This is a genomic window from Flavobacterium sp. HBTb2-11-1, from assembly GCF_009826975.1.
GTDB lineage: Bacteria > Bacteroidota > Bacteroidia > Flavobacteriales > Flavobacteriaceae > Flavobacterium.
The window spans coordinates 75,419-87,859 of sequence record NZ_WUMO01000003.1 but is presented as its reverse complement, the minus strand read 5'-3'; the positions used below and the strand labels follow the sequence as shown (position 1 = coordinate 87,859).

Below are 12,441 nucleotides of genomic sequence, written 5' to 3'. Positions count from 1 at the left end.
GCAGATCGTATTTTCTGACAATAACAGCGCAATATTAACTAAAAAATCAGGCAAGACTTACATTTTGGAGTACGGTTTGACTACGGTACTATCGAAGAAATGTAACAAATCATCGATGAAATGCACAAAATCACTTTAAATTCCATTTTTCTGAGAAAAATTAAAAATTAAGAATGAATTCGGTGATATTCGTATCTGACGGAAGCTGTAATTTTTTGCGAATGCGATAACGGGTATCTTCAACTCCTCTAACCGAAATTCCTAAAAGCGGTGCAATTTCTTTTGTATTAAAGTTCATTCGCAAGTAAGCACACAAACGCATATCACGAGGAGTCAATTCTGGATAAGTCGATTTCAACCGCTGCATAAAATTGTCATGCAGCTGATTGAAGATTTCTTCAAACTCATTCCAATGTTTGTCTCCCTGCAATTCGTGATCAATCAATTTATTGATTTTGGTCAGCAGGCTAAAGTTTACATTTGGATCATTTTTCTTATCAATCTGTCCAATCAAATCTTTAATAGAAAGCAAAATTTCATTTAAATGAATCAAATTGACCGTATTTGAAGCTACCTTAGCATTTTTAAGATTTATGGTCGTTTCAAGATTTTCTCGAATAATAGCCATATTCTGCTGCTCCAATGTGAGTTTCTGTTCGTTAAGTTCGGCACGGCTTCGCAGCAATTCCTTTTCCTGATTCTCTATCAATTGACGACGTTGACGCTCCGCAACAGATTTCTGATATCTAACAATTAAGTAAATTACAATGCTATAAAGCGCAAAATAAAATAAGTAAGCCCAAAAAGTTCTATACCAAGGGGGTAAAATTTCAAAGTGAAAAACGGCTTCTTCACTCACCACATCATACATATTTTTTGCTCTTAGATGAAAGACATATTCGTTTTCAGGCAAATTCGTATATTCTTTCTCGGTCTGAAGACTATAATCTGACCACGTTGGTTCAAAACCTTCTAGCCAATATTCATATTTCGTCGCATCGGCATCTTCAAAACATAATGATGCAAAAGAAAAATGAAGCGCATTACTAGAATATGGCAATACCGTTGAAAGTTTATCATTTTCTGATCCTGTTTTATTAGGCAAAACATCATAACGGCTGGAAAACAATAGGCTATCTTTAGGAAAAATGCATTTTACTTCAGAAATAAGAGCTTTATATTTTGTTTGATATTTCTTGTTTTTAATGGCACTGTAATGAATCAAACCTTCTTGCGTTCCAAAAAAAACATCACCTCCTTTTGTAGTCTGAATATTTTCAAAACCAGGAACATATATATAACGAAGTTTTCGAAAAGGAAGTTCTTCAATCTTAAAGCTTCCATTTTTCTGCCTGCTCATTTTTCCAGTATTTTCGCCAGAAATGTACAAAATATTATCCTGATGGTCTGGTTTTAATAATCGAATATGATTTTCTAACCCCAGATATTTTTTGAAAACTGGATCTGGAATCATTTTTTTTGAAGACAAATCCTGTCTGTAAACGCCTTTTGTTGTTCCAAACAAAATCTGATTATCCACTTTAAATGTATTCAAAAACAAACTCGACGGAAATCCGTTTTTATCATTATAAAATTGGATATCCTTAACGGAATCAAATGTCGCGTTGAATTTAATTTTATAAATTCCTTTATAACCGTGCGCAATCCAAATGTTGCCTTGTTGGTCGGTTTCCATAATTCTGCTGCTTTCATCAAAACCTTTTATACGATGCTGAAAAACCCAAGAACCATTTATTTTTTTCAAAAGATACAATCCTGTATAACCTCCAACAAGCAGTAAATCCGAATGATTTGGAATTAGAATTCCTTGCCAAGCGCCATCAATTTTTGCCAAAGCTTTTGCAGAATTTCCACTGATTTCAAATATTCCGTTTTTCTCAAAGGCTAGTAATGAATCACCAAAAACTCCCACATTCCAGACATTTTCAGACATTCCAGAAATGTGCTGAAAGGTTACATTTTCTCTTTTTCCGCTTTTGTAAGCTTCCCAATCAAGCCAATACAAACCGTTGTCGGTACCGATATATAATTTATTTTGGTAAATCTGACTGCAATAGATTTTGGTTTCGGAATTAGTGCTGTCTATAATTTTAGACAAAGGAGATGAAATCTGAATCAATGAAATTCCGCCTTTGAGCGTCACCCACAGATTTCCTTCCTTATCAATTTTAAAATTGGTCACATATTCATTCTGAAGTCCCATTTGTTTGTCAATATGCTGAATCAAATGTCCTTCACCGTCTATAACTATCAACCCAGATTGACGGGTTCCGATTCCGAAATAGCCATCAGAAAGCTGAATTCCTGCCGAAATCTGATTCTGCTTCAGCAAATGATCCACTTCTGTTGCAAATGGTTTAATTTGATTTTCATCGAAAATGAAAAGGCCATTTTTTTGAGTGAATAGCAAAAGTCCGTTTTTGGTTTGAAAAATCTTTCGAACCTGTAATCCAAGAAACTTCTGGCCATTTTCTACTGGAACTAAAGCATCGTTTTTTAGTTTTAATAATCCTTTTTCGTTATCCGAAACATAAATTTCTTTCCCAACTTCGAAGAAATCATCAAAAGCTTTTTTAGCATTTATGACCTTGATTGTATTATTCTTATAAATAAAAAGCCTTTCATAGGAGAAAAAAATCACTTCGCCATTTCGAATGACCGTATGAAGCACATCACCAAAATTTCTAGCAGTTTTAGGAAGCAGTTTTACTAAAGAAGTGTATTGATATTGTCCGTTTGGGAGCTGGATCACAAATCCGAAATCGCCTTGAGCGCCAACATATATTTTATCCTTTCTGTCAATTGCCATAGAACGAACCATGCTTCGATTTTCTGGCTGCGTCACAATCGCCCAGCGAACACCATCAAACTGCATGATTCCAAAATGGTTGGCAAAAAACATCATGCCTTTAGAATCTTGCAAAACATCCCAATTTTCTGATGCAGCTTTATAAGCTTTCGGACTATAATTGGCTATAAAGGGAACTCCAATCTTTTTGATTTGGGAGTTGGTAATCGAAGAAAATAATAGAAATAGAAGTAAAATTCTGGTTTTAAATTTCATCATTCTGTCGCGGGTCTGTAGGTTAGTTTTGTGATTTTTTGCAATCACAATCCGGAAATGCTTCTTTGGGAAAAGTCATTTTCTAGACAAAAACATTCTTTCTTTTTAAATGTGTAAATAACAATTATTCATTATTATTAAAGCAAAAAAGAGAATGTGGAAATTCAAATATATAAAATTTTATTTTATTGCAACAAATTACATTTTAATGAGTGAATTTGATAATTAGGAAATGTGGCAATGAGAAAATTAAACTTTGTAAAAGTGCAAAAAGATGTTCTTCATTCCGTAGGAATGTCTGGTTGGTAGATTTTCGAATTAGATTCAGAGTTACACGTTCCGTAGGAACGTTTGAACATACGTATAACATTCATTACGCAAAAACAGGTGGCCCTACAGGACACTATGCAAATGCGTTTTTTTTTTCTACCGACCAAATATTCCTAACGGAATAATTTAATCGTAAAAACAATCCCGACAGGTTTTTAAAAGCTATCGAGGTTTAACTTGAAACTTGAAACCTTAAACTTGAAACAAAACTAAAAACCTAGTATCTCGCTTAATTCCTCATACGAAGTAAAAAGCTCTGCTCCTTCTTCTTTTAAATCATCATTATTAAAACCATTTGCGAAACCGTACACTTTGAATCCGCCATTTACTCCTGCCTTAACGCCAGCTTTACTATCTTCAACCACGACACAGTCTTTTACCTCAAAACCCATTGTTGCAGCCGCATGAAGAAATATTCCTGGTTCTGGTTTCCAACTGCCAATTTGATACGAACTAAATATTTTATCTTCAAATCTATCCAGCAATCCTGCCACTTCAAGATTCAGACGAATTTTATCTACTGGTCCACTTGATGCAACGCAATACGGAATTTCTAATTTTTCTATTCTTTCTATAAAATCGATAATACCTTCCATTGGTTTTACGTGAGTTTTAAAAGCTTCAAAACTCTTTTCTCGATATTCTGTTTCAAAGTTTTCTGGAAGTTTCTGATCAATTGCTTCTTCAATATGTCTGAAACAATCTTTTAGGTTTCGACCGTTAAAATGACGATAGGCATCTTCCAATTCCATTTCAAATCCGTGTTCTTGAGCCATTTCTAACAATATTCCGTTGCCGATTTTTTCTGTATCGACCAATACGCCGTCACAATCGAAAATAATACATTTAACCATTTTGTTGATTTTCATTTAATTATATAATCTCCCGAAATCAAAATCAGGAAATGTAAATTACGAAAAATAATCTATTTCATTTTCAAAGCTTTTCTGCTCATTTTTAAACTTCTGTACAGAATTACTCCTATTCTGTATTTTCAATTCCGTTTTGATTTGTACTTTTATAATCCTATCAAACCTAATTTTTGAAATATTAAAAACCGAAGAATTTTGAAAAAACATCTTTTTATCATAACCATTCTGACAGCTAATTTTACTGCTTTTTCTCAGAATAAAATCATTACCGTTACCAACAATTTAAAAGTAGACAGAGAATTTGAAACCATCGAATTGACTAAAAAATCTCTTGGATTACATGCAGATTCGAAACTTGAAAATTATGCCGTAAAAGAAATTGGCAGCAATACTTTCTTAGAAACTCAAACAGTAGATAATGATGGCGATGGAAAAGCAGATGTATTACTTTTTCAGCCTAAAATCAAAGCTTCTTCAAAACAGGATTTTGAAGTTATAGTTGGAACAAATCCTTCAGCTTCAAAAGTAATCAGCTGTTATTCTCGCTTTGTTCCAGAACGTACAGACGATTATGCTTGGGAAAACAATAAAGTCGCCTTTAGAACCTACGGCCCTGTAGCTCAAAAAATGGTTGAAGACAAAATTCCTGGCGGAACTTTAACCAGCGGAATTGATGCGTGGCTAAAAAGAGTGGATTATCCAATCATTAACAAATGGTACGAAAAAGCAACTAACGGAACCGGAACGTATCATAAAGATACTGGTGAAGGTTTGGATAATTTTCACGTAGGCGACAGTCGCGGTGTGGGCGGAATTGCCGTAAATGTGGATGGAAAATATTATTTTTCTAAAAATTTCATCAGTTGGAAAACCATTACGACGGGGCCAATCAGAACCAGTTTTATTCTGACTTATGCAGATTGGGATGCAAAAGGCAATAAAATAACCGAATCAAAATTAATCAGTTTAGATTACGGAAGCCAACTTTCGCGTTTTGAAATCAATATTACTGGAACCAAACAAATTGCTGCTGGATTAACGCTTCATGACAAAAAAGGAACAATCGGCACAAATCTAAAAGAAGGTTGGTTGAGCTATTGGGAACCCATTGACGATTCTGAAATTGGAATTGGTTTGGTTGCTCCAAAAAACACTTTGTTAAGTTTTGACAATCATATTACTGATGAAAAAGATTTAAGCAATCTGTACGGAAATATTTCAGTAAAAAACAATAAAGCCATTTATTATGTTGGTTTTGGATGGAAAAAAGGAAGTCCGTTTCAGACTAAGCAGGAATGGGAAAAGTATTTGAGTTCTTTTGCTGAGAAGATTAATAATCCTTTGGTTGCGAAGGTTAAGAAGTGATTTTTTTTTGCCGTTAAGGCGCTAAGGCTCGAAGTTTTTCAAAGCGACAGATTATAGGATTAAAATGATTTTATTTCACGCAGATATTGCTGATTGCAGCAGATTATTCAGATTTTTAATTTAAACAAATCTCCTTAAATCCTTTTAAATCTGCGTGAAACAAAAAGAGCTTTTTGCCTCAGCTCCCGATAGCTATCGCGATTGTGAGATTAAAAAACACAAAGCCTAAAAAAAATCTTCGCGCCTTAGCTTCTTCGTGGCAAAACAACTATCGCTTTACAGGAAAATAATTCTCCTTCAAAATAATCTCCAGCGGAATATAATGTGTTCTTTCTATTTCTTCCTGAAGAACCAGTTTTTTATACAAATAATTGATTCCCAAATACCCCTGCTCTTCTGGCCTTTGATTGATTAAAAAATCAATTACGCCTTTATTTAAATATTCGATATTCTCTTTTAGCAAATCAAAACCGATTATTCGAACACCTTTTATATTGTTTTTGTTTAAAAACTCAGCCACAATATAAGCTCTGGAATTAGGTATAAAAACACTATTTGTTCCAGAAAACATTTCCAAACTCAATTGATCAATTCCAGAATCTTTTAAAGTAAATTCTGAGAACTTGAAGTTGGTCAATTCGTTATGATCTTCAAAATAAGAGTAAAATCCTTTGATGCGCTGCTGATAAACCGAAGTGCTTTCAATCTCGCGGGTAATCTTAAAAATCAGAACTTGTCTTTCATTTTTCACGGCAAAACTGATTAATCTTCCTGCCAAATATCCGCTCTGAAAAGCATCCTGCCCCACATAAGCATGTTCGTTTTCTTCAGATATATTCGAATCGATCATTACAACTGGAATATTTTTCTTTTCATATTCTTTTAAAAATCGAACCGAATCTTCATAAAAAATTGGAGCAAATAGCAAACCGTCACAATCAAATTTCATTATTTTTTCTGCCGTTTCTTTAAAAGATAACAGATTGTAGTCATAGAAAAAGTAATCCAATACGATTCCGAATTTGCTGAACTCTAAAGCTGCTTTTTCAATACCATCTGCCTGACTTTTCCAATATTCTAAAGTTTCAGATTTTGGAAGAAAAACTGCAAAATGAAATTTCTTATTCAGAGCCAAATTGCTTGCCAGAATATTTCGCGTATAACCAAACTCCTCAATAATCGCATTGACTTTATCAACGGTTTCCTGAGCTACTTGTCCGCGTTTGTGTATAATCCTGTCTACTGTTCCGGCAGAGACATTTGCTAATTCGGCAATTTTTTTAATTGTTATGATATTGATTCTTTTTAAGTTAAAAATATAAAAGCAGTTGGGTAAAATTAATTTATTTTATCAAAAATAAGTTGTTTTACATTACATTTTGCATACATTTGTAAAATACCGTGTACGCACACGCAAATATACACATAACATTAAAAAACCAAAATAAAAACCGTACAAAATGATAATAGACTCATTACATAATGCAACAAAATACTACGGTCTGCATCCCAATTTCAAAAAAGCATTTGATTATGTAAACCAAAATGATATTGCCAATCTTGAAGAAGGTTCTTATGAAATTGGTGAAGGCTTAAAACTAATCGTAATTGTTGGAGAAGGAAGCACAAGAGAAGAAAGTGTTAAAGGTTTTGAATGCCATGACAAAAACATTGACATCCAGATTTCTATTATTGGTCCAGAAACCTTTGCATGGAAACCTAGAGAAAAATGCATCAGTCCAAATGGCGATTACAGTGACGAAAGAGATGTTCGTTTCTTTCATGATAAACCTGATATGTTTTTTGAAATAAAAGAAAATCAATTTACAATTCTGTTTCCAGAAGACGTTCATTCTGCCATGATCGGAAGCGGGCCATTGAAAAAGATTGTCATTAAAGTAAAAATAGAATCATGAGCACCATTCAGAACTCTATAGATGTCATTTTAAAACAAGGAATACTTCCGCTCTATTTTAATGCTGACGAAAGCAAAAGTATCGCTATTCTAAAAACACTTTATAATGCAGGAATCAGAGCTGTAGAATATACAAATCGTGGCCCTGAAGCACTTTCAAACTTCAAAAAAATGATTGAAGTAAGAAATGCTGAAATGCCTGAAATGCTTTTAGGAATTGGTACCATCAAAAATTTAGCGCAAGCAGAAACGTATTATTTAACTGGTGCCGATTTTTTTATAAGTCCCGGGTTTGTTCCTGAAATTGCTTCATTTTTAATTTCTAAAGAAGTCTTATACGCTCCTGGCTGTATGACTCCGACAGAAATTATTGCTGCTGAAAATGCTGGAGTAAAGTTCATTAAACTTTTTCCAGGAAATATTTTAGGGCCTGACTTTATGAGCGGAATCAAAGATGTATTTCCAGATTTAATCTTTATGCCAACAGGCGGTGTTGACACTACTCGCCAAAGTATTGAAACTTGGTTTAATGCCGGTGTTTCTGCTGTTGGAATGGGAAGCAAATTAATTAGTAAAGAAGTAATGGAATACGGTGCTTATGAAACCATCGAAAAAGAAACTAAAAGGGTTTTGGATTTGATTGGAGCGATCAGAAATTAAATACCAAATTTAAAATCCCAAATTCCAACTAAAACGAAACCTTAACTTTTAAATTGGAATTCAAATACAAAATATTAAAACTAAATAAATCATAACTGTACTTTATCATCCAAATTTGGAATTTGGAATTTCAAATTTTGGAATTTGACACATAAAGTATTGAAAATTAAAAATTAAAATGGAGTCAATATTTAATTTAAAAGGAAAAATTGCATTAATAACTGGTGGCGCTGGTGTTCTGGGAAGCCGATTTGCAGATGTTTTGGCACAGCAAGGTGTTGTGGTCGGAATCGTTTCACAATCTTTAGAAAAAGCTGAAAACACAGTAAAAGCAATCGAAGCAAACGGCGGACAAGGTTTTGCTGTTCAGGCAAATGTTTTAAACAAAGAAGAATTAGAAAAAGCCAAAGATTTTATTGTTGAAAAATACGGGCATCTTGATATTCTAATCAATGCGGCGGGCGGAAATATGCCTGGCGCAACAATTCAGCCTGATCAAGCAATTTATGATATGAAAAGCGATGATTTGCAAAAAGTTGTCGATTTGAACATTATTGGAACGATGCTTCCTACTCAGGTTTTTGCTGAGCTTTTCGCTAAACAGAAATCAGGAAATATTATTAACATTTCATCCGCTTCAGCACAAAGACCTTTAACAAGAGTTGTGGGTTATTCTGCTTCAAAAGCGGCAATCGACAATTTCACACAATGGATGGCGGTCGAATTGGCTCAAAAATATGGCGAAGGACTTCGTGTAAATGCTATTTCTCCTGGATTTTTCATTGGCGAACAAAACCGCGCTTTATTATTGACTCCAGAAGGTAATCTAACCCCAAGAGGCGAAAAAATAATCGATCATACGCCAATGGGAAGATTCGGAGCTCCAGAAGATATTGACGGTGCGCTTTTATTTTTGTGCAGCGATATGTCAAAATTCGTAACGGGAACTATCTTAAAAGTTGATGGCGGATTTGCCGCGACAAGTATTTAAGAGTTAGTCCAACCTCTCCTGCAAGGTTTCCAAAACCTTGTAGGTATCTAATTTATAAAAACAACTAATTTAAACCTATAAGGTTTTGGAAACCTTGCAAGAAATAAAAAATATAAAAAATGGAACAAACATTAAGATGGTTCGGACCAAATGATCCTGTTTCTTTACAAGACATTAAACAAACTGGCGCAACTGGAATTGTGACGGCTTTACACCATATTCCAAACGGAGAAGTTTGGAGCATTGATGAAATTATCAAGCGCAAAGTTGAAATCGAGCATGAAGACGGAAATCCTAAAAAAGGTGCTTCTGGCCTAACTTGGTCGGTTGTAGAGAGTATTCCGGTTCATGAAGACATCAAAAAACAGACTGGAAATTATTTGCAATACATTGAAAATTATAAAGAAAGCATTCGCAATCTAGCTTTATGCGGCATCAAATGCGTTTGCTACAACTTTATGCCTGTTTTAGATTGGTCAAGAACAGATTTGTCTTATACGGTTGAAGACGGTTCAAAAGCATTACGTTTTGATATCAATGCTTTCGCAGCTTTTGAATTGTTTATTTTAAAAAGACCAGGTGCTGAAAACGAATATTCTGATGCACAAAAGCAAAAAGCAAAAAACTATTTTGAAGCGATGACGGCAGAAGATAAAGTAAAATTGCAACAAAATATTTTAGCGGGACTTCCAGGAGCTGAAGAAGCTTATACAGTTGAAGATTTCTTGGTAACCTTAAGTGCATACAATCATATTGACAGACAAGCTTTAAAAAATAATCTTTTTCACTTTTTAAAAGAAATTATTCCCGTTGCTGAAAGTAAAGGCGTATTGATGGCGATTCACCCAGATGACCCTCCTTACCCAATCCTAGGTTTGCCAAGAGTCGTAAGTACAGAAGAAGATTTGATTGAGTTAATGAACGCTGCTCCATCTAAATCAAACGGGTTTACAATGTGTACAGGCTCTTACGGTGTTCGTGCCGATAATGATTTGCCTGGAATGGTAAGACGCCATGGCGATAAAATGAATTTCATTCACTTAAGAAGCACACAGCGCGACGAAGAAGGGAGTTTCTACGAAGCAAATCACCTTGAAGGCGACGTTGATATGTATGAAGTTGTAAAAGCAATTTTAGAAGTGGAAAAAAGAAACAACAGCATTTTGCCAATGCGTCCAGATCACGGACATCAAATGCTGGACGATTTAAAGAAAAAAACGAATCCGGGTTATTCTGCAATTGGCCGTTTAAGAGGCTTAGCAGAACTACGCGGACTTGAAATAGGGATTAAACGATCTTTATAATTTTGTTTGCCACGAAGGCGCTAAGGCACGAAGTTTTTTTTATTAAGACTCAACTTTGTCAAAGTTTTAAACTTTGACAAAGTTCTTATCAAGACTTACAATTCGTAAAACAAAAAAACTTTGCATCTTCGCGACTTTGCGTGACTAAAAACACAAAGCTTAAAAAAACTTCGTGCCTTAGCGCCTTAGCGGCAAAAACAAAAAAACTAACTAACCACAAAAACCACAAAACCATGATTCGCCAAGCCATTCTTTTATCCTGTGGCTTTTTTATAAACACTTTACTGGCGCAGGAAATACCCAAAATTCTTACTTCAAAAACCAATTATCTGCCTGATTTTAGTTACGCAGGATATCGTTTTGGCGAAAGTCCCATTCCTGAAACTAATGGAAAAATCATTAACGCAACAGATTTTGGCGTAAAAGCCAATGACAATTTAGACGATTCAAAAGCACTTTTAAAAGCTTTTAAAGCAGCCAATTCTATTGAAGGAAATGTAATCGTGCAATTGCCTGCAGGACGTATTATTTTGAGTGAAATTCTCTACATCGAACGAAGTAATTTTGTACTTCGAGGCGCTGGTTCTGCTGAAAACGGAACTGAAATCTATTGTCCAAGACCGATGATGTATCTTAAAGATTCTGATGTTTTGGCTGAACTTCGCGAATACTTGACCACATTTGACAAAAGACAGCGAGAGCCAGAAAACAATATTGATCTTCCTTTTTCGCAATATGCGTGGTCTGGAGGTTTTATATGGACTCAGGTTCCGGGTGAGCGTGTAAAATCATATTTAGATAAATACGAACCAGAATCTAATCCGTTGGCTAAAGTCAGTTCGGGAAAAATGGGCGAACATATTGTTACTGTTTCTGATGTAAAAGGATTGAAAGTTGGCGATGTTGTCGAATTGCAATTGTTCAATAAGGATGGCGAAAACGGCGAGATCATCAAAGATTTGTATCAAGGTGCTAAAGTAAAGCCAGGTTCGCATCACTGGAAATTCCCAAAGCTTCCTATTGTAAGGCAGCAGGTTGAAATCGCTAAAATCTCTGGTTCTAAAATCACTTTAAAAACACCTTTAACTATTTCGATAAAACCGAGTTATCAAGCACAATTGGTTGAATGGAAACATTTAAATGAAGTCGGAATTGAACAGCTTCGTTTTACGTTCCCTGACATTCCGAGGGTGGCGCATCATGTAGAACCCGGAAATAATGGGATTTTCTTAACCCGATTATTCAATTCATGGGTGAAAGATGTTAAAATTACCAATGCTGACAGCGGAATTTTAGCCGAAGAAGTTTCTAACGTAACCATTCAAGATGTTACAACAGATGGATCGCATTTGGCGCATTATACAGTAACTTTAGGCGGCGTACATAATGTTTTGGTTAAAAATATAAAGATCTACAATTCAGCGGTTCATCCTTTAAGTTTCAACACTTTTGCGACTAAAAATGTGTATCAAAACTGCGAAATATTTACAGATCCTGTTTTAGATCAGCATTCAGGAGCCAATCATCAAAATTTGTTTGACAATATCACGGTTCATCTAAAAGCCGATAAAAATAATAGTTATGCTTTATTTGGAGGCGGCGGCGCTGATTATTGGAAACCTTCTCACGGGCCTTTCAGCACTTTTTGGAATTTAAATGTACAAGTTGAAAATCCTGATGCATCAAAACCAGTTTTATTGCACGGAATGAAAGACGGCGCTTTAGCCAGAATCATTGGCGTTCACGGAAATACGAAATTTGAAATCAAATACGACGTCGATCCTTATATTGAATTTTTGAATACGCCAATTGAGAAGATTCCTTCTCTGTATGATTATCAATTAAAAAAACGCTTGAAATAATCTCGCAATCCCGATAGTTATTGGGAGCTAAAACAAAAAGCTTATTGTTTTATTAAA

The 12,441-nt window shown here is 34.8% G+C and carries 9 protein-coding genes; 6 read left to right on the top strand and 3 right to left on the bottom strand.

Features of this window, described 5'->3' with window-relative positions:
* Positions 1-160: 160 nt before the first annotated feature.
* Both GR162_RS07810 and GR162_RS07805 read right to left on the bottom strand, forming a co-directional pair.
* A complete protein-coding gene (locus GR162_RS07810) occupies positions 161-3,088 on the bottom strand; it encodes a triple tyrosine motif-containing protein (protein WP_237421327.1) in 2,928 nt (975 codons plus the stop codon).
* Between the two features lie 536 nt (positions 3,089-3,624).
* Positions 3,625-4,284, bottom strand: a complete 660-nt coding sequence (locus GR162_RS07805; protein WP_237421326.1) for an HAD family phosphatase — start codon at positions 4,282-4,284, stop codon at positions 3,625-3,627.
* A gap of 198 nt (positions 4,285-4,482) precedes the next feature.
* Here GR162_RS07805 and GR162_RS07800 point away from each other — a divergent pair, with 198 nt between their 5' ends.
* The gene (locus GR162_RS07800; RefSeq protein ID WP_160781660.1) at positions 4,483-5,652 is read left to right on the top strand and encodes a DUF4861 family protein; all 1,170 of its coding nucleotides are present in this window, start codon (positions 4,483-4,485) and stop codon (positions 5,650-5,652) included.
* A gap of 268 nt (positions 5,653-5,920) precedes the next feature.
* Here the strand turns inward: GR162_RS07800 and GR162_RS07795 are convergent, their stop codons facing one another.
* Positions 5,921-6,928, bottom strand: a complete 1,008-nt coding sequence (locus GR162_RS07795) for a LacI family DNA-binding transcriptional regulator (protein ID WP_160781936.1) — start codon at positions 6,926-6,928, stop codon at positions 5,921-5,923.
* Between the two features lie 184 nt (positions 6,929-7,112).
* Between GR162_RS07795 and GR162_RS07790 the strand changes: the two genes are divergently transcribed.
* The 5 genes from GR162_RS07790 to GR162_RS07770 all read left to right on the top strand — a co-directional run bounded on the left by GR162_RS07790 (position 7,113) and on the right by GR162_RS07770 (position 12,384).
* Positions 7,113-7,568, top strand: a complete 456-nt coding sequence (locus tag GR162_RS07790; protein ID WP_160781659.1) for a YhcH/YjgK/YiaL family protein — start codon at positions 7,113-7,115, stop codon at positions 7,566-7,568.
* Positions 7,565-8,227: a bifunctional 4-hydroxy-2-oxoglutarate aldolase/2-dehydro-3-deoxy-phosphogluconate aldolase gene (locus GR162_RS07785; protein ID WP_160781658.1), complete on the top strand. Its 663-nt coding sequence runs from the start codon at positions 7,565-7,567 to the stop codon at positions 8,225-8,227. The genes GR162_RS07790 and GR162_RS07785 overlap by 4 nt, the downstream gene beginning before the upstream one ends.
* A gap of 178 nt (positions 8,228-8,405) precedes the next feature.
* Positions 8,406-9,218 (top strand): SDR family oxidoreductase, encoded by an 813-nt coding sequence (locus GR162_RS07780; protein ID WP_160781657.1) that lies wholly within the window; start codon positions 8,406-8,408, stop codon positions 9,216-9,218.
* A 119-nt stretch (positions 9,219-9,337) separates the two neighbouring features.
* Positions 9,338-10,522, top strand: coding sequence for a mannonate dehydratase (gene uxuA, locus GR162_RS07775; protein WP_160781656.1), 1,185 nt, complete (start codon positions 9,338-9,340; stop codon positions 10,520-10,522).
* A 233-nt stretch (positions 10,523-10,755) separates the two neighbouring features.
* Complete coding sequence (locus GR162_RS07770) at positions 10,756-12,384, top strand: right-handed parallel beta-helix repeat-containing protein (protein WP_160781655.1); 1,629 nt, start codon at positions 10,756-10,758, stop codon at positions 12,382-12,384.
* The last annotated feature ends 57 nt before the right edge of the window (positions 12,385-12,441 follow it).